Annotated in this window: 16 protein-coding genes and 2 pseudogenes; 9 read left to right on the top strand and 9 right to left on the bottom strand. The window is 46.4% G+C overall.

Features of this window, described 5'->3' with window-relative positions:
- The first annotated feature begins 480 nt into the window (after positions 1-480).
- Entirely contained in the window at positions 481-1,971 is a 1,491-nt protein-coding gene (locus BM415_RS16810; RefSeq protein WP_091160029.1) for a peptide MFS transporter, read from the top strand.
- A 251-nt stretch (positions 1,972-2,222) separates the two neighbouring features.
- Positions 2,223-2,432 (top strand): hypothetical protein, encoded by a 210-nt coding sequence (locus BM415_RS16805; RefSeq protein ID WP_091160028.1) that lies wholly within the window; start codon positions 2,223-2,225, stop codon positions 2,430-2,432.
- 113 nt (positions 2,433-2,545) lie between these two features.
- On the opposite strand, the gene rlmN is transcribed toward BM415_RS16805, so the two are convergent.
- Both rlmN and BM415_RS16795 read right to left on the bottom strand, forming a co-directional pair.
- Entirely contained in the window at positions 2,546-3,634 is a 1,089-nt protein-coding gene (rlmN, locus tag BM415_RS16800; RefSeq protein WP_091160026.1) for a dual-specificity RNA methyltransferase RlmN, read from the bottom strand.
- A 285-nt stretch (positions 3,635-3,919) separates the two neighbouring features.
- A pseudogene (locus BM415_RS16795) lies at positions 3,920-4,120 on the bottom strand (aldo/keto reductase); the annotation flags it as partial.
- 48 nt (positions 4,121-4,168) lie between these two features.
- Here BM415_RS16795 and BM415_RS16790 point away from each other — a divergent pair.
- Positions 4,169-4,549 carry a winged helix-turn-helix transcriptional regulator gene (locus tag BM415_RS16790; protein ID WP_091160025.1) on the top strand — a complete coding sequence of 127 codons (381 nt, stop codon included), beginning with the start codon at positions 4,169-4,171 and terminating at the stop codon, positions 4,547-4,549.
- 107 nt (positions 4,550-4,656) lie between these two features.
- Here BM415_RS16790 and BM415_RS16785 read toward each other — a convergent pair whose 3' ends face one another.
- From BM415_RS16785 to BM415_RS16770, 4 genes are all read right to left on the bottom strand, one after another.
- On the bottom strand, positions 4,657-5,052 hold the full coding sequence (locus BM415_RS16785) for a rhodanese-like domain-containing protein (protein WP_091160024.1): 396 nt from the start codon (positions 5,050-5,052) through the stop codon (positions 4,657-4,659).
- Between the two features lie 148 nt (positions 5,053-5,200).
- Positions 5,201-5,455, bottom strand: coding sequence for an alpha/beta hydrolase (locus tag BM415_RS16780; RefSeq protein WP_091160022.1), 255 nt, complete (start codon positions 5,453-5,455; stop codon positions 5,201-5,203).
- Positions 5,456-5,621: 166 nt separating this feature from the next.
- Positions 5,622-7,085 (bottom strand): copper amine oxidase N-terminal domain-containing protein, encoded by a 1,464-nt coding sequence (locus BM415_RS16775; protein WP_091160020.1) that lies wholly within the window; start codon positions 7,083-7,085, stop codon positions 5,622-5,624.
- 241 nt (positions 7,086-7,326) lie between these two features.
- A complete protein-coding gene (locus BM415_RS16770) occupies positions 7,327-8,694 on the bottom strand; it encodes a leucine-rich repeat domain-containing protein (protein ID WP_091160019.1) in 1,368 nt (455 codons plus the stop codon).
- Positions 8,695-8,957: 263 nt separating this feature from the next.
- Here BM415_RS16770 and BM415_RS25635 point away from each other — a divergent pair.
- A pseudogene (locus BM415_RS25635) lies at positions 8,958-9,100 on the top strand (zinc ribbon domain-containing protein); the annotation flags it as partial.
- Positions 9,101-9,189: 89 nt separating this feature from the next.
- Positions 9,190-10,605 (top strand): multicopper oxidase domain-containing protein, encoded by a 1,416-nt coding sequence (locus BM415_RS16760; RefSeq protein WP_170862521.1) that lies wholly within the window; start codon positions 9,190-9,192, stop codon positions 10,603-10,605.
- 70 nt (positions 10,606-10,675) lie between these two features.
- Here BM415_RS16760 and BM415_RS25835 read toward each other — a convergent pair whose 3' ends face one another.
- The gene (locus BM415_RS25835) at positions 10,676-10,807 is read right to left on the bottom strand and encodes a hypothetical protein (RefSeq protein WP_280142877.1); all 132 of its coding nucleotides are present in this window, start codon (positions 10,805-10,807) and stop codon (positions 10,676-10,678) included.
- Positions 10,808-11,111: 304 nt separating this feature from the next.
- On the opposite strand from BM415_RS25835, the gene BM415_RS16755 reads away from it, so the two are divergent.
- The 4 genes from BM415_RS16755 (at position 11,112) to BM415_RS16740 (ending at position 15,589) form a co-directional block, all read left to right on the top strand.
- Positions 11,112-11,801 (top strand): response regulator, encoded by a 690-nt coding sequence (locus BM415_RS16755; protein WP_091160015.1) that lies wholly within the window; start codon positions 11,112-11,114, stop codon positions 11,799-11,801.
- Positions 11,798-12,802: a sensor histidine kinase gene (locus BM415_RS16750; RefSeq protein ID WP_091160014.1), complete on the top strand. Its 1,005-nt coding sequence runs from the start codon at positions 11,798-11,800 to the stop codon at positions 12,800-12,802. The genes BM415_RS16755 and BM415_RS16750 overlap by 4 nt, the downstream gene beginning before the upstream one ends.
- A 103-nt stretch (positions 12,803-12,905) precedes the next feature.
- Positions 12,906-13,661, top strand: a complete 756-nt coding sequence (locus BM415_RS16745; RefSeq protein WP_091160267.1) for an ABC transporter ATP-binding protein — start codon at positions 12,906-12,908, stop codon at positions 13,659-13,661.
- The gene (locus tag BM415_RS16740; protein ID WP_091160012.1) at positions 13,658-15,589 is read left to right on the top strand and encodes an ABC transporter permease; all 1,932 of its coding nucleotides are present in this window, start codon (positions 13,658-13,660) and stop codon (positions 15,587-15,589) included. Before BM415_RS16745 ends, BM415_RS16740 begins: the two co-directional genes overlap by 4 nt.
- 163 nt (positions 15,590-15,752) lie before the next feature.
- Here BM415_RS16740 and BM415_RS16735 read toward each other — a convergent pair whose 3' ends face one another.
- Entirely contained in the window at positions 15,753-16,967 is a 1,215-nt protein-coding gene (locus BM415_RS16735; RefSeq protein ID WP_091160011.1) for an MFS transporter, read from the bottom strand.
- 269 nt (positions 16,968-17,236) lie between these two features.
- A complete protein-coding gene (locus tag BM415_RS16730; protein WP_091160009.1) occupies positions 17,237-18,040 on the bottom strand; it encodes an alpha/beta fold hydrolase in 804 nt (267 codons plus the stop codon).
- Positions 18,041-18,099 lie beyond the last annotated feature (59 nt).

The raw sequence follows: 18,099 nt of genomic DNA, 5'->3' as shown, positions 1-18,099 counted from the left end.
AACCCAGTTTCATGCCTTTTAAACCGTATTATTGATAATGACAATAGACGGATTGAGATGGCATGGACTTTTTTATCCTATTTTAGCTTTTGTGTATTAAAGTTACAAAGCAATCCAGAGATTAAGCAATTCTGCATTGTTTAGTGCTGTCGGTGGCACATTATATGGTAATGTCATATGAAATTAATTCATTGGATGAATCTAACGTTATCTAACGTTATTATGAAATAGATTCGGCTGCTTTGTTAATTTTTTACTGCACATGGGTATAAATAAACGGAAGGGTATACCTTTCTCGTTTACATAGGAGACAAACCACCGTTAGCTGAATTTTTACTTGTTATTTCAGGAAGTATTCAGTCCTTTTTTACTTTGTTCATGATTATTGGCAGGTAGATGCTTAATATTACCTCCTGGAAAGCTTTTGACAGGTAAAAACATCTAACGGTATGATTAGCAAAAGTCACAGGAGGTTATTTCATGTCAGACATCACGAAAAAGGACATTGTCGACAGTGTCCCGCAGAAAGGATTTTTTGGACATCCTAAAGGGTTGTTCACCTTATTCTTTACAGAGTTCTGGGAACGCTTCTCCTACTATGGAATGAGAGCAATCCTTCTCTACTATATGTACGATACGGTAACAAACGGTGGACTTGGCATTGCCGAATCTACTGCATTGTCCATCATGTCTATCTATGGTTCACTCGTTTACATGTCCGGAATTATAGGCGGCTGGCTGGCCGACCGGGTATTTGGCACGTCCAAGGCTGTCTTCTACGGCGGTATACTTATCATGTTCGGTCATATCCTGCTTGCGATTCCAGGCAGTGTGGCCACATTCTTTGGCTCTATGGTACTGATTGTACTCGGTACCGGTTTATTGAAGCCGAACGTGTCGAGTGTCGTTGGCGATATTTATGCGACGGATGACGATCGCCGCGATGCCGGTTTCAGTATCTTTTACATGGGGATCAACCTGGGGGGCTTCCTTGCTCCGCTAATCGTAGGTACGCTGGGTGAGTACAACTATCACCTTGGTTTTGGTGTTGCAGCAGTAGGTATGTTCTTTGGTCTCGTCGTATTTATGCTGACCAAGAGGAAGAACCTCGGTCTTGCGGGTACAGTGGTAGCTAACCCAATCGCTCCTGAAAAGAAGAAAAAGCTGTATAGCTCAATTCTGATCGGAGTTATTGTCGTTGTTATTATTGCGGTTGCAGGTATTCAGACCGGTCTCCTTACGTTCGACTCCTTTATTTTCATCGTCGGGATTCTCGGTATTCTGATTCCAGCTACTTACTTTGTTGTGATGTACAATAGTCCCAAAACAAACAAGGTAGAGCGTTCGCGTATACTTGCGTACATTCCGCTCTTTATTGCTTCTGTCATGTTCTGGGCCATTCAGGAGCAAGGTTCAACTATTCTTGCTTCTTACGCAGATAATCGGACTCAGCTGGAATTCGCAGGTATTACGATTGCACCAGCCTGGTTCCAATCAGCGAATCCGCTGTTTATCATTATCTTGGCACCGGTATTCGCATGGATGTGGGTTAAGCTTGGAGACCGTCAGCCGTCGATTCCGCAAAAGTTCTCGCTCGGGCTTCTGTTCGCAGGTCTATCGTTCCTTGTCATCCTCCTGCCAGCCTACTTCGGCGGAAGCGATACTCTGGTAAATCCGCTGTGGCTCGTGCTCAGCTACTTCATCGTCGTGCTTGGTGAGCTGTGTCTGTCACCGGTCGGTCTGTCCGCGACAACGAAGCTAGCGCCTGCAGCCTTCTCGGCTCAAACGATGAGTCTGTGGTTCTTGACGAATGCCGCTGCTCAGGCGATCAATGCTCAGGTCGTAAAGCTATACTCTCCTGAGTCTGAAATGGCTTATTTCGGTATTATCGGGGCAATTTCCATCGTACTCGCGATTATCTTGTTCGCTATTTCACCGATCATCCAGCGTGCAATGAAGGGCGTTAGATAACGATTATCATAAATAAAGAGCTGTCTACAGTCATCTTATTGACTTGAGACAGCTTTTTTTATACTACCCGACACATACTAAATTTTACATAGCGATTACATTATTTTAAGGGTGCATTAAGCTTGGTCACCTATAATAAAATGGTATTTAGCAAATTTCGCTCTGTTTAGGGGAAGGCCCGAGTGGGTTATATTATTCATCATATCCCGTCAAGGATGCGAATACGCTATTCGATAAAAGAGGTGTTTATTATGCTTAGAAAATTGATCGACAAGGTTCTTCACTCCACTTCGCACAGTCATGGACGTAAACGATACAGCAGCTCAGACCGAAAATCCCGTAAACGTTACTCAAGCAGCTCTCATCGTTATTCACGCAGAGGCTCCTCGTCCGATTACAAGCACAGACACAATCGTCATGGCTCCTCTTATTACAAGAGCAGAAAACATAGCTCAAGCTAATATAATACGTACTGCCGTAAGAAAGGGAGAAATCCCTTTCTTTTTTTGGTGCAGCCTCGTAGTCTGCAGCAAAAAAAGACCCTATGTCATCACATAGGATCTTGATTACAAGTTTAAGAGAGTACCTTCTCCCGGCTGCCGTCCATGTCCTTCTTGATCTGCTTGCTGCGCAGCTGTCCGCAAGCTGCATCAATATCGGTTCCGTGCTCCAGCCGCACACTTACGCTAATATTTTGCTTCTTGAGTGTATCGTAGAAGGAAGTGATCGAGTCCTTCTCACTCCGCTGATACTGGCTGTGCTCATCTACAGGGTTATATGGGATGAGGTTGACGATCGCAAGGTTTCGTCTATGCTTCAGCAGCTCTGCCAGCTCCAATGCATGCTCCGGCTGGTCATTCACATCTTTCAGCAAAATATATTCGACCGTGATCCGGCGATTGGTCTTATCCCAGTAATACTCAAGAGCGTCCATCAGCTTCTCAATCGGGATGGCCTTGTTAATCTTCATAATACGTGTTCTTAGATCATTGTTCGGTGCATGCAGCGATACCGCAAGGTTGACGTTCAGATCGGAATCCGCAAACTCCTTGATCTTGCCAGCCAGTCCGCTGGTTGAAACCGTGATGTGCCGTCCTCCGATCGCAAGCCCTTTGTGATCCTTCACGACACGAATGAAATCAGACATATTCTTATAATTATCAAACGGTTCTCCGATCCCCATAACGACGATGTGACTTACTCTATCACCCGTACCCAGCGAATCGAGGTGCAGCTGCACCTTCATGATCTGCTCCACAATCTCGCCGCTGCTCAGATCCCGGCTCTTCTTGAGCAATCCGCTCGCACAGAAGCTGCAGCCGATGTTGCAGCCAACCTGCGTTGTCACGCAGACGGACAAGCCAAATTTGTGGCGCATAAGCACGGTTTCAATCAAGTTGCCATCGGACAAACGGAATAAGAATTTAATCGTCCCGTCGATGGACTCCTGACGTGTATGCTCCGTTAATGTTTGAATAGAGAAGTGATCTGACAGCAGCTGGAGGCAGTCTTTATTGACTTCTTCCATTTGGTCGAATTCTGTAACCCTTCTTCTATAGAGCCATTCCCATACATGGGTGGCGCGGGATTTCTTGTGACCCTTCTCTTCGAGCCAGGCTCCCATTTGATCAAGTGTTAATCCATAGATGGATGGTTTAATCATGAATCTTATGCCCTCTTTTCACATACCAGGATTTTGCATCATTCCGTGTTATTTAAGCAGAATCCTCATACTTCAATATATTTAAGCGATCATTAAAACGATGAATTTGAAAATGCCCGTACAGACAAACTATCAATCAGGTCCAAACAACCTGCAGTTTGACTCTGCATTCATGCGTAATCCGTTTATTATTGTCCCAAACTTTTCACGTTTAAACAAGGCTTAATCCTTGGAACTTAAAAAAGACGGCTCCTATAAGATTAGGAACCGCCTTAATTTGATGTTTTAAAAATCAATATGATCGGGATCCGGACCAACCCGGTGATTTTGATTCAGCTGATCTATCCGTGCCATCTCTTCATCAGACAGTGTAAAGTCAAATACGTTGGCATTCTCTATAATCCGGTGCTCTTTCGTGGATTTTGGAATCGTGACAATTCCATGCTGAAGATCCCAGCGCAAGATGACTTGTGCTGCTGAACGGCCAAGTACTATAGGTACTTTTTAGTGCCTTTGGAAAGGGATGAGAAGTACATGACTAAGAAATATAACATCTCTGTGGAAGCAACACTTGAGGTCATCGGTGGAAAGTGGAAGAGCGTCATTCTCTGTCATCTGACTCACGGCAGGAAGCGAACCAGTGATCTTCGCAGGCTGATGCCCAACATTACGCAAAAAATGCTGACCCAGCAGCTTCGTGAGCTTGAGGAGGACGGTATCGTAAATCGTATCAGCTATAACGAGGTCCCGCCGCGGGTGGAATATGAGCTGACCGAGTATGGCTGGAGCCTCAAACCGATTCTGGACTCCATGTGCAATTGGGGAGAATGCCACATCATCAAAGAGCATGACAGTCTATCCGGCGTGCTGGAGGACAGCATTTTGAACAAGAAGGAAGAGCATTCGGTCAATTAGTCTATTCCTGATAAAAGAACGCAAAAGAACGCCGGCTGCCCATCTTAGAAAAAGGGTGCCCGGCGTTCTTTCTTATTACTTTTATGTGATCGATAGGTCTACATCTCTTACAATGCTTCTACATCAAAGCCTGCTTGTTTCCAGGCCGCTGTACCGCCATCAATAAAATGAACGTCAGTAAAGCCCATTTGATGCAAAATATAAGCACCTAGAGTAGCTTGTCCGCCTGCACCGCAGGTAACAAGGACAGGACGGCTGCGATCAGATAGACGCTCATCACGAAGCTCGGCTGGCAGCTCAAGATCTGCACGGATCGGCAGCATACCAAGAGAGATGTTGACACTGCTCGGAATCAGGCCGCAAGCACCGGCATCAGCCGCATCCTGTACATCGATCACCAGTGTGTTCGGTTTGTCAGCAATCTGCTGCTTTGCTTCCTGGGAGCTAACCCCGGATACATGCTTCAGTGCTTCTTCAATCATATTCTTAAATGTCAAAGCCATTCGTCATACACTCCTTTTTCCGTATGGGGATTGGCACGTCATAACTTAGCGCCTTCTTCATTCTATCATGCACGATTCAATTATGCGAAATGAATGAACCGATGGGCTTATAAAAAAGGACAGGAGCCCTGCACTACCCCTGTCCCTATTAGCCAATACCGACCACAATCGCTGGAACGACCCCCGTCTTCTCCCGTCTCACCGATTGAATGCGAATCATTTCCGATGTCATCGCAAAGGTCGCATTGCCATCCAGTGTATAAATGATAGGAAAGCCTTCTGCTGGAGGCTCCTCTACTGGACAATAAACACAAATTCGATAGTCCTGTCCGTTAAATCGGGAATGCATGATCCATTCTTTCGTTGCAGAAAGTGTGACCTGCTTCACTGAAGCTGTCTCCATACCTCTCCTCCTCCCTACTTGCCTAGCCATTATAGAGTATTCGACCCGGACAAAACATGGACTTTTTCCTTCTCAGACTTTTCTTGAGCTGAATATAAAAAAAGCTGATCAATACCGCCATCGGCAGCATTGATCAGCTATGTGCTCATCTTACAATACCATGCTATTACATGCGTTCTACGGTATACCAGTCGTCTTCAAACGTAACCGTTGCATCCAATGCTTCTGCAATGGAACGCAGTGGAACATAGACCATCCCATGCTCCATATAAGGCGCAGAAGGCAGGGTTACCGTCTCTCCATTGACGACAGCTTGATTGGAGCCCAGCGTATAAGTGGACTGCTCAAGTGTCAGGTCATTCGTAACTACAATCTGATTCGAACCTTTGGTCCATTTCACATCCGCTTCAAACTGATCTGCGAAATTACGAAGGGCTACGAACCCGGTACCGTCGTTATTCACCACTCCGTAGTACTCGTCTTCCGGATCAAGATAAGTGAACATGCTGGTCATACCGGAGTCCATCAGCAGCTCATACACCGGCGCGGATCCTTCAAAATTACGCAGGATTTCGCCTGTAGTTGCTTCACCATACATCACATCAAGAACGCCATTTGAAGTGTCGACCTTATCCGCCTTGACTTCTGTGCCGTGGTTCCATATCTCAGAGGTACTTGCAAGCTTAATTTCACTGATAGGCAGTTCATCCGATGCCGGAATGGCTACCTTCAGCTCTGCAGCTGCTTTGCGGGCATTCAGCTCGCTGTCGAAATAATAATCTACTGTAAGATTCGTATCATCGCCGAATACTGTCTTCAGCTCTGGTGTTTCATTGAACAATTTCTCAACTTCCTGATCATAATCCACAAGGAGCTCATCCAGATACCCTGTAATCGCACCATGAATCATCGCTACAGTCGTATCCTTAGATTCCGGAGACAGGAATTCCGAAGCTCCTTCAAGCGACTCATCTTCTGCTTCAATCGCAACAAACATGACCGAGATCGCATCGTAGAGATTGCCGATAAGCTGCTTCAAGCCCTCCTCATCTTCAGCAACAGAGGCCAGGAAAGGACGGATAAGCTCGACCATCTCCGTGCCGCTGATCTCCACGTGAAGATGAGTGAGATCAAGCTGTTCCCCGTTAACCGTCTCTTGTGCCTTCGCAACCGAGATCGTGTCTGGATTAGGCAAATGCTTCACTAAGAAGCTTGCCAATTGCCAGGTTACATCCTCTACCTGCTCATAATATTCTGTCATCTCTGGTGTTTCTGTCTCTTCCCCCAATGAGAAGTAGACCGGCTTCTCCGCACCCTCAATATCTAGAGCAAACCCTGCTTTATCCATGCTAAAGAGGAACGGGATTTCATTATCCAAATAGTATACAGAGCCTGTAACCGAAGCATTATCCATATCTTCCGTTTTCGCGCTATCAATATGTACAGATATGGAGTTTAATAAATCTATCATTTCTTTGTCTTCTGCAGTTGCATTTGCAGACGGCGTAACTTCCAGCTCGAGCGTCTCACGAGACTCCATCGGCTGATATAATTTATCCTTGCTTCCTAGTATTGCTGAATTAACATCAAATCCACCTACTGACTGGCAGCCGGTTAATACGACCAGCATCAGAATGAGTGGCGCGGCAAGCCACTTAAAAGATTTACGATTAATAATATTGCTCTCCCCCTTAAATGTTATGAACGTACTCCTTCATACTATATTTAGAGGGAAAATATGTAAACCTATTTTTTATAAGAAATGCATAAATATCCTTGTACATCAATTGTTGAGAAATGATGACAGTAGACATTGATTAGCTATAATCCGCTCTATTGCTCTACTTTTCAAGGATATATTAATATTTTCATCAGTCAAAAATAAGCGTCGTCTTCGTTTTGTTGATAAAAGCCGTGTCTGCATTCAGCTGATCGGATATGAAGCGGACAGGAACGAACAAACTGCCATGCTGCTTCATCAGCGGCACATCATACCGTTCAATTCTTCCATCCACATCCACTTGCCTGCTCCCTTCCCTCCAGCGAATCGTTGTTTCTCCGTTCTGAATCGTAACTTCACTCAAATCTTGATTCCACTCAACGTCAGCCCCCAGCTGCTCTGCTGCAAAACGAAGCGGCACGTAGGTGCGGTTGTCGCTTATGTAAGGGGCGCTTTCCAAAGGAAACCCCACGCTTCCGGCGTAGGCTGTGCTTGATCCGATGATTAAGCGCTGCAGCTCGCCTTGAGATCGTTTGTCTCTGTCATTCGCCGTTATTTTCTCAAAAATGTCTAATGTATCGCTTCCTTCGCTTAAGTCCAAATAGTTGTCAGCGAGTCCCAAGGAATAGTATTCTTGTACGTTTCCATTCCTGTTTGCCGGAAAATAAATAAAGTCATGATCTGCAAGGGGCGAAATATCCCATATTCGATTGCCTGATAGCTGCAGTTCACTGAGCTCTGCCAAATCCTCCAGAGGTGCCAGATCATAGATCTGGTTATTGGCCAGCTTAATCGACCTTAAGCTCGTCAGGCTTGCAAGAGGTGCTATATCGGTGATTTCATTATTGTTCATACTGATTCCCTCAAGCGTTTCTGTCAGATGCTCAAGAGGGGACAAATTTTCGATATGATTATTGTCCAGCTGAATATACCGAAGGCTTGGAAGCTCAGCGAGCACTGAAATATCTGTAATTCCATTGTCTGTCGCTTCCAGCCAGCTTAATGCCTTGGCTTCTTCCAGCGCGTTCAGGCTCTGTACCGGATTGCCACTGATCAGAAGGGTATGTAACCGGGGAAAGTTCCTGACGGCCTCAATTGATGCAACTCCATTATTGCTTATGTACAGTCTTCCCAAATCCGTAAGCCCTGCTAACTCCTCGATTGAAGTGACATAGTTATTCCTTACATCCACTTCCCGCAGTGTCTCTATTTCACTTATGGGTGCAAGATCCGATATTTCATTGCCGGAGAGCCTCAGATGAGTCATGTTTACCGCATGCTCCAGTCCAGCCAGGCTCTTGATTCCCAGGCTCCGCAGATCAACAACAGTCAAGGAGGCCAAATCTTCTGCCGTGAGCGGCTCATTTGCCGGCTTATTAAGAATGGACTTTAACCCATAGGATAGTGCCTCATCTTCAATAAATATCTCTTCGTTGTACGCTTTGGCAAAGGAGGCTTGTCCGGCAACACTCATACTGATGATTAAGAAAATAAGTATTATGGATATGTATTTCCCCACTGCGCATATTCCTCCCCTGTTAAATCCTTGCGGCTATCTATTTTCAAGCAGAACTCATAAATTCGATCATCCTAACAAATAATCTAAAGAAGGTTTTGACTTAAACTGCATGCCAGTATCCTAAATATATAGACGCTTAGCGTGATCAAATGTTTCGATTTAGGCATGTTGGTAAAAAAGGCTTACAAGGGTGAGTTTGAACGCTTACTTATAAAGCGAAATGGTATGAACGCACCTTGAAATTTGCGGACACGATCGCACCCACAAGCCAAGCCTGCCATCTTTGCGGCTTTGTGTGAATCCAGAGGTCAAACTTCTATCTATACGGGAATGGAGTTGTCCATCCTGCAGGACGTGCCATGATCGGGACGACACAAGCAGGGCAACTTCAAACCGATGGGTTTGACAATCCAAGAATCCCCCGCCTCATTAGGTGGTGGGAGTGTTCAATATCTCTGTTACATGTACCCAATTTCAAGGGGAAAGGAACAATATATGATAAATTCATCCAGAAAAGCACTTCTGTTCCGTACAGTCATAATCCTGCTCATGGTTATGTTTTTATTTTCAAATATAAATATAATGCTCCGATCTGAGCCTGGTATCTCTGCAGCGGCTGCTTCTCATATCCCAAGCGAGAAGAATACGTCTCTTCAGGCGACCAAGCATTTTCAACTCTATGCTACCGACGGCACTCTCAAGCTCCCGGATGACACATCTGTGTACGTGTGGGGGTATAGTGAGCAAAGAGAAAAGGGGTCTGCCGGATATCCTGCCCCTACCCTCACCGTTAATGAAGGAGATCAAGTAGAGGTTACCTTAACCAATCTAGGTACCTCCCAGAAGGGAATCAAACAGGTCGCGCATACGATTCACTTTCATGGGCTCGATACGGATCAGGCAAACGACGGTGTACCGCATACCTCTAAAGATTTGCTGGTCGGAGACAGCTTCACCTACAAATTTAAGGCCGAGCATGCAGGAACCTACTTCTATCACTGTCATGTCGATACGATCGAGCATCTCCAGATGGGGATGACCGGCGCTTTTATTGTCAAAGCAAAGAATGGAGCTAATGAGGCATGGACTGGTGGTCCGAAATACGATAAAGAATACTCTTTCGTACTGAACGAGATTGACCCGGTGTGGCATAAGGCCGTGCAGGAGGGGAAAAAGTATGACCGTACCGACTTCAAGCCTACCTATTTTACAATCAATGGCAAGGCCTATCCTGACACCGAGAAGGACCCAGGTACGGTGATCACAGGCAAGCTTGGGGAACGGGTGCTCGTCCGCATCATCAATTCCGGATACTGGCCTCATGCCATGCATCTGCACGGACATCATTTTCAGGTCATCGCATCCGACGGCAGGCCGCTTCCTGCCCCTCTTGAGAAGGACACTGTAAATGTTGGACCAGGCGAGCGCTACGATCTGCTCATTACATTCATTCAGGAAGGCACCTACCCCTTCCACAGCCATAACGTTGTCGACAATACCAACAATGGAGCCTATCCCGGCGGCATGCATACGATGGTCATTATCGGTGATAAAGGACCTGCGTCAGGACATGAGGGGCATGGGGATCATAAAGAGCAAGAACAGCATAGCAGCATAACAGGTGCAATCATGGCTCCTGTCTCCCCCTCAGAAGAGGCCCGGGAAGAAGTTATGGTAGCGATCAGCCACATGAAGTATTCAGTCAAGGAGCTTCGAATCAAAGCCGGAACAACCGTAACCTGGGAGAACCAGGATCCTGTCTTTCATACGGTGACAAATTTGGCAGGTGCCTTCGACAGCCGCCATCTCGGACCTGGGGAGGAATTCAGCTATACCTTCCATGAGAAAGGTACCTATAAATACTATTGTGCTACGCATCCGAGTATGGAAGCCAGCGTTATTGTGGAGTAAGGATCAGAATAAAGCCGTTTAATAAAAACACCCTCTCGTCTTATCCACGAAAGGGTGTTTGGTCTTTGGCTTACGCGTTGTTTTGCTCCGACTTCTCTTCGTCGTCCTCGCCCGTCCTGCTGCCGGTCTTCTCGAATTGGTCCGGTTCATCATCACGGATGGCTTTGTCTTCTTCATTATTTTGGGTATCTTTATTTACCATGATGCAGCCCTCTTTTCTGTAAAGTTGTGCGTATGCTCATTATTAACCCTTTACAGTATATTGAACCTAGCACTGAGTATGCCTCATAATATTCTCTCGTTTGATTTTGAATATCAGCATACACATGATCAGCTGACTTTAGAGTATAAGATGGCTTGATAAATAGGAGAAGTAGATTGTGTTAATTCTCTCTCAATTGACTTAAGGATATCCATTTGCACTTCAATTATAGTATCTTTAATCAGTAAAGAATTTCCTATACACTGACTGTAGTAATCTATATAGAAATGTGGTGGCTTGTCTTATGTTCACAATCATGCTCATCGAGGATGATCTGACCTTGTTTCAGGAAATAAAGAACCGCTTATCGCAGTGGTCTTATAATACATACGGTGTACAAAATTTTGATAAAGTCATGCAGGAGTTTGCAGATACCCAGCCCGATCTTGTCATTATCGATATCCAGCTTCCCAAATTCGACGGGTTTCATTGGTGCCGCATGATTCGGGCCCACTCCAACGTTCCCATCATCTTTCTGTCATCCCGTGACCATCCGACGGATATGGTCATGTCCATGCAGCTCGGCGCTGACGACTTCATTCAGAAGCCGTTTCATTTCGATGTCCTGATCGCCAAGATCCAGGCCACGCTCCGCCGTGTCTACAATTACAATACAGAGCCGATCCAGCTTAAGACCTGGAGGGGAGCAGCTGTAGAATATGTGAAGAACACCATTTCAAATGATCAGGGTACAGCAGAGCTGACGAAAAATGAGATGTTCATCCTCAAGATGCTGATTGAGCAGAAGAACCAAATCATCGGCCGGGAAGAGCTGATTAAGAGCCTATGGGACAACGAGCATTTTGTGAGCGACAACACGCTCACCGTCAATGTGAACCGCCTGCGCAAGAAGCTCGAAACGATCGGCCTTGGTGCTTATATCGAAACCAAAGTTGGACAGGGTTATATGGCAACGGAAGAGGCTGCCCCATGATTCGCAAGTTCATCATTGAACGGCGCAGCTGGCTGCTGCTGATCCTCGTCCTGCAGCTGCTGACGCTGTTTGTCGCCTATATCGATACCTCTGTTCCACTGCTGCCAATTTTGTATATTACACTGCTGTCCTCCATGCTTTGTATTTTGTTCTTCTTTATTCGGTATCATAAGGAAACGAAGTTCTTCCGGCAGGTGCAGGCCTGGAATCACACCTATGATCTTGCAGCCTTCAAGAGCGCCGAGAGTCCCTTCGAGCAGGTTGTGGAGGATGCAGTGACGATGCAGACCCTGCATTATAAAAAAGAAGCATCCGGCCGTCTTCTGCTCCTTGAGCAGGAGAAGGATGAACTGCTCTCGTGGATTCACGAGGTCAAAACACCGCTGACCGCGATGCGGCTCATGATTGACCGGCTGCCTGACGATGCGCTCAAGAACCAGCTTCAATTCGAATGGCTGCGGATTCACCACCTCCTGGATCAGCAGCTTCATCAGAAGCGGATTCCTTTTATCGAGAATGATCTGTATATTGAGGAGACTTCGCTTGAACCTATTATCTACAAGGAGATTCGGGACCTCAAATCATGGTGCATTCAAAAAGGAATCGGCTTTGATGTGTCGCTGGAAGAGCCTCTGGTACTCACAGATGCGAAATGGCTCGGCTTCATCCTCAGGCAGATCCTGACCAATGCCGTCAAATACAGCGAAGCTTCCGATATTATCGTAGAGAGCCGGCAAGAGAACGGACATGTCCTTCTGACCATCCAGGATTTTGGCCGCGGCATTGATCCAAAGGATCTGCCCCGCATTTTTGATCGGGGGTTCACATCAACGACCCGGCATCAGGAAAGCGCGGCCACGGGAATGGGTCTGTATTTGGCACAGAAATCGGCCGAATCCCTTCTGATTCATATAGAGGTTCAGTCTTCTGTAGGGCATGGCACGGCCTTCTATCTTACCTTTCCTGTTCCTAATGATTTTGATCACCTTGCAGGCATGTGACAATATTGTCACATGCTTCTTGTGCTTTGTTCGCTGAATCGAAGGAGAATTTTACGTGAGCCAGGTAAGATGGATTCATCAAGAACATAAGGAGTGGAAACCTGTGGTTATATTGGAAGCAAACAAAATTCACAAAATATACGGCAACAAATTCAATAAGCAGGAAGTGCTGAAAGGGATCGATCTTAAAGTAAACAAAGGAGAGTTTGTCAGCATCATGGGCGCCTCCGGCTCAGGCAAGACCACCCTCTTGAACGTGCTGTCCTCCATCGACAAGCTGAGTGAGGGAACGATCGAGATTGAGGGCAAGGAATTTACAGGCATGAAGGAGAAGGATCTCGCTGAATTCCGCAAGAACCATCTGGGCTTTATTTTTCAGGAGTATAATCTGCTTGATACGCTGACGGTCAAGGAAAATGTGCTCCTTCCATTGTCCATTAAGAAAGTATCCAAGCGGGCAGCGCTTGAGAAGTTCAAGGCCGTCGCATCCGAGCTTGGCATTTACGAGCTGGCGGATAAGTACCCAAGTGAGATTTCAGGCGGACAGAAGCAGCGTACCTCTGCTGCCAGAGCGTTCATCCATGATCCAGGCATTATTTTTGCAGATGAGCCGACAGGGGCGCTCGATTCAAAATCCGCATCAGATCTGCTGAATAAGCTAAGTGACATGAACGAGAAGCATGCGGCAACGATCATTATGGTGACGCATGATCCCGTAGCGGCAAGCTACTGCAGCCGGGTCATCTTCATCAAGGACGGACAGATTTACTCGCAGCTGAATAAAGGCGAGCAGCCAAGATCCTCCTTCCTGAGCGATATTATGAAAACCCAAGGCGTGCTGGGCGGTGTTCAAGCGTGAATCTGAATACCATTATTTTTCGAAACCTGAAGAAGAACATACGAAATTATTATCTTTATGTATTTGCTCTTATCTTCAGCGTGGGCTTGTACTTCTCTTTCGTAACGCTGCAGTACGATCCGTCCATGGATGAAGCCAAGGGTACGGTCAAAGGGGCGGCTGCGCTGGGAGCGGCTTCCGTTCTGCTCGTTGCGATTGTCGCTGTCTTCCTGCTCTATGCCAATACGATCTTCATCAAACGCCGGAGCAAGGAAATCGGACTGTTCCAGCTGATTGGACTGACGAAAGGCCGTATCTTCCGAATCTTGACGGCAGAGAACCTGATTCTGTATTTTGGCTCCATGGTTATCGGTATTGCAGCGGGATTTGCCGCTTCGCGGCTTATTCTCATGATTCTGTTCAAAATACTGGGTGTGGACGAGCTGGCAGCCCTTCGCTTCTCACCGGAGGCACTCATGCAGACCGTTATTGTATTTGCGCTTATCTACGTGCTGATCATGATCATGAACTATCTGTTCATTGTCAGACAGAGCATACTCTCCCTGTTTCGGGTCGTATCCATCGCACAGCAGCGGGTGAGTAAGATGTCACTCTTCGAAATACTAATTGGCGTACTGGGGATCGCTTTGATTCTAAGCGGCTATTATGTATCCACTGAATTATTCGGGGGACAATTTACGGAAATGAACGAACTGATGTGGGCCATGATCTTTATTTTGGCTTCGGTTATTATCGGTACCTATCTATTCTATAAAGGCTCGGTCAGCTTCATATTCAACGCGATCCGCAAGAGCAAGAATGGGTACTTGTCCATCGGCGAGGTGCTGTCGCTCTCATCGATCATGTTTCGGATGAAATCGAATGCCATGCTTCTCACGGTCATCACGACGGTCTCGGCACTCGCCATCGGCCTGCTGTCACTCAGCTATATCTCTTATTATTCTGCTGGAGCGAGTGCGACGAACAGCGTGCCTCATGATTTCTCCTTTGCAGATGAGCAAGTCAAAGAGGAATTCATATCCGAGCTAGACTCACATTTGATTGCTTATGAAGTCATTCACAGACAGCCGATTGAAGTTGAGATAGATGCAAGTAAACTCATATCAAATAGTACGTTTGCCGATGAAGCAATTCAGACACCTGTGCTCAGTGAAGCGATGGTTGAAGGTGTCGAGCTTGAACCTGGTGAAGCTCTATTCATGGGATACGATGATGCATTATCAGGCTTCATGACTATTGCGAGTACAGGTGAATTCAGTTTTATTGGAGGAAGCGGAGCGGAAATTCATCAAAAATTGATCGGAAGCAAGGAAGACTCGGTGCTGTCTTACTATTACGGCGGCGGCTTTCCCACTGTCATTGTAGACGATACTGTATATCAGCAGCTTCGCTCAGATTTGGACCCTGAGCTCCAAACTGATGAACGTTCAGATTACTACGGAATTCAGCTCAAGGACCGCTCACAGGTCACAGAAGCATATGAAATTTACACGGACATGGAGCTATCCGCTCCAAGCTTCTCCCAATATGAGCTTCTCATCAATCAGCGTAATAACATGGGACTAATCATGTTCATCGTTGGCTTCCTTGGACTGACATTCCTCATTACCTCCGGCTGTATTCTGTACTTTAAACAGATGGATGAGAGTGAAGAGGAACGTCCAAACTACACAATTCTGCGCAAGCTGGGCTTTACAGAGAGCAACTTGATGCGCGGCATCCGGTTCAAGCAGCTGTTCAACTTCGGTATTCCGCTCATTGTCGGTCTGTTCCACAGCTACTTCGCTGTCAAATCAGGCTGGTTCCTCTTCGGTACCGAGCTCATGGCGCCGATGCTGATCGTGATGGGGCTGTACACCGTGCTCTATTCGATCTTTGGCATTCTGTCTGTCAATTACTACAAACGGGTGATCAAAGGCTCGCTGTAAACAAAACGTAGCAGCCAGCAATAAAATATTTGCCATACAAGAAATAGTGTCGAGCCAAAATGCACTATCATTAAAAATACTCCCTGCCAAATACAGCAGGGAGTATTTTTATAAGCCAGAAGCTTACCGCAGAATTCCTGCAGGTACCAATGAACTGAAAGAGTTAATTCAAAATTTTCAGCTCCGAATTCTGCATTGCAGCTTCTTTTCTGCCGACCAGCGCATAATAAAGGACAAATCCAATAATCATGAGGACTGCCATTGTAATGTACATGCCGTTGTAGCCGATGACCGGTGTGAGAAACCCGAGAATAAAAGGCCCGACGCCGATCCCGACATCAACAAAAATATAGTAGGTCGAAGTGGCGAGTCCAATCCGGTGAACCGGAGATCTCTTGACTGCAAGCGCCTGAGCGCTGGCCTGCGTCGTTCCGTAGCCCAGTCCAACGAAGACGGCGGATAGCAGCAGTAATGGACCGCTGTGCACCTGACTCAGAATAGCGAGACCAATGGCAAACAGCATAATGGCGGGATACATGACCACGTTGATTCCATGCTTATCGAACCATTTTCCTGTGAAGGGTCTGGTCAGAATGACGACGATCGCATAGACGATGAAGAAGAAGCTTGCGGCCTCCACCAGGTTTATTTTTTCGGCAAACAAGGTGAGATACGTTAGAATGCTGGAATATCCAAACGCCATGACGAAGCTGATGATCGAGATCGGAATAGCCTTCGGTTCAACCAGGTTGGATACCTTGAAGCCTTTTAGATCCTTCTGTTGTTCCGCTGTCAGTGTAAGCTTAGGAACCTTCATCAGGAAAGAGGAGGCCAAGGATAACACGCCAAGAACCGCGCATAGAATGAAGTTTAATGTGATGCTGCCGTGTTCTTTGACCAACAATCCGATAAACGGACCAATGGCAGAGGCAATAATGATGCTGACACCGTAATATCCGGTTCCTTCTCCTCTTCTTGAATGAGGTATGAGGCTCGCCGATATGGTCCCTGTCGCTGTAGAAGCTAGCGCAAAGGCAATCCCATGCAGCAGGCGGACGATCAGGAGCAAGCCCAAATTGGGGGTGACAAAATAAAGGAAGGTCAATATGACAAAAGAAATCAACCCGGTCAAGAGCATCCGTCTTCGTCCCGCCTTCTCAATCGTGCTGCCACCAACCAGCCGGCCAATCAATGCACCAATCACAAAAATACTGGATGCAAATGCACCCATGCTCTCCGATGCCCCAAATTCGTTAATTGCGTAAGATGGCATAATAACGACAAGCAAATAGAAGCATAGGAATAATAAAAAGTTCACTCCGAAAACAATGAAGAAATCCTTTGTCCATAAACGGTCCTTTGATACCGTCTGTTTCATTACAATAACCCCTTTCTATAGATCACAAAAAAAGACCATTCCCGCATAGGTGCAAGTCTGGTCCTTTGCAAATAAGTTTCTCTTTAGATACAAAAGGCCGGGTTCATCAAAAATACTATATAGTTACCTTAGGTAACTATATTGCACTATTATTATAATGTACTTTTTTACATATGTCCAGGTGTGTGCGGTGTACCAAAAAAGGACTCCTACATCCCATTATGGGTGCAGGAATCCTAAATTACTTGAAGAAACTCAGTTCATCCTCACTATCCACGATGCCCGAGTATAGCGAGGGAGAGCGCCGCATCAATGACCGCTTCCGGCTGATGAATCTGTATGTCGTGTTCGCTGTCCTGAACGGTTAACGGTATTGTGCAATTGGTCAGTTCATACAGTGCCTGCTGACTGTCCTTCCACTCTTCCGTTTGCTTGCCCGCAATCAGTACGATGACAGGCATGGATGGTCGAAGGGGAGCTGCATTATACAGCTGGAGGGCACTTTCACGAGCATAACAAAGCTCAGGGTCGGCTCCAAATGCAGTACGGCGATATCCTGGGGATACAGCCTTGATATTCATGCCCTCATGCATCGAATCAACGAGCAGCAATCCAGTCACTTCATCCGGATACATGGAAGCAAACAGCCTTATCGTCATTCCGCCGAACGAAGTTCCAACGAGAACATAGGGAGGCTTCAGCTTCTTGGCACACAATATGGCCCGCAGCTCCTCTACATCATCTCGGCAGCTCCGCTGTTTCATCTCTCCCTTGCTCCAGCCAAATCCTGCACGATCATAGGAGAGCACCACCGCATGTTTGGACAGCTCAGGCTGTACCCATGACCAATCTTGTGAGCAGCCGCCCATACCCGCTTCCAGGATGATGGTCTGATCGCCCGACCCTGTAATCAGTGTGTGAAGGTAGCGATCTCCCACTTGAACAAGCTCTCCAGGTGGAGCTATGGAATGGCTGTCATAATCGGACAGCATGTTTTGGTTTGGTATCGGAGGAAAGCCTGTGACGGCAGTGCAGGAATCTATATATTTATCCGTTAAAGAAGTAGTAGTCATATCAACGCACCTCTCTTATTATTCGCAAACAGCATGGCTTAATCTATATATGATGATAA

This window comes from Paenibacillus sp. 453mf (genome assembly GCF_900116105.1).
GTDB classification, from domain to species: domain Bacteria; phylum Bacillota; class Bacilli; order Paenibacillales; family Paenibacillaceae; genus Paenibacillus; species Paenibacillus provencensis.
The sequence above is the reverse complement of the archived record's forward strand: the minus strand, read 5'-3'. Positions and strand labels throughout refer to the sequence as shown.

Excerpts from the sequence above, each read along its gene's own strand:
- BM415_RS16780 (WP_091160022.1), bottom strand. The coding sequence starts at position 5,455 with ATGGAGACAGCTTCAGTGAAGCAGGTCACACTTTCTGCAACGAAAGAA.
- BM415_RS16775 (WP_091160020.1), bottom strand. The coding sequence starts at position 7,085 with ATGCTGGTCGTATTAACCGGCTGCCAGTCAGTAGGTGGATTTGATGTT.
- BM415_RS16810 (WP_091160029.1), top strand. The coding sequence starts at position 481 with ATGTCAGACATCACGAAAAAGGACATTGTCGACAGTGTCCCGCAGAAA.
- BM415_RS16790 (WP_091160025.1), top strand. The coding sequence starts at position 4,169 with ATGACTAAGAAATATAACATCTCTGTGGAAGCAACACTTGAGGTCATC.
- BM415_RS16730 (WP_091160009.1), bottom strand. The coding sequence starts at position 18,040 with ATGACTACTACTTCTTTAACGGATAAATATATAGATTCCTGCACTGCC.
- BM415_RS16750 (WP_091160014.1), top strand. The coding sequence starts at position 11,798 with ATGATTCGCAAGTTCATCATTGAACGGCGCAGCTGGCTGCTGCTGATC.
- BM415_RS16760 (WP_170862521.1), top strand. The coding sequence starts at position 9,190 with ATGATAAATTCATCCAGAAAAGCACTTCTGTTCCGTACAGTCATAATC.
- rlmN (WP_091160026.1), bottom strand. The coding sequence starts at position 3,634 with ATGATTAAACCATCCATCTATGGATTAACACTTGATCAAATGGGAGCC.
- BM415_RS25835 (WP_280142877.1), bottom strand. The coding sequence starts at position 10,807 with ATGGTAAATAAAGATACCCAAAATAATGAAGAAGACAAAGCCATCCGT.
- BM415_RS16735 (WP_091160011.1), bottom strand. The coding sequence starts at position 16,967 with ATGAAACAGACGGTATCAAAGGACCGTTTATGGACAAAGGATTTCTTC.
- BM415_RS16755 (WP_091160015.1), top strand. The coding sequence starts at position 11,112 with ATGTTCACAATCATGCTCATCGAGGATGATCTGACCTTGTTTCAGGAA.
- BM415_RS16805 (WP_091160028.1), top strand. The coding sequence starts at position 2,223 with ATGCTTAGAAAATTGATCGACAAGGTTCTTCACTCCACTTCGCACAGT.
- BM415_RS16785 (WP_091160024.1), bottom strand. The coding sequence starts at position 5,052 with ATGGCTTTGACATTTAAGAATATGATTGAAGAAGCACTGAAGCATGTA.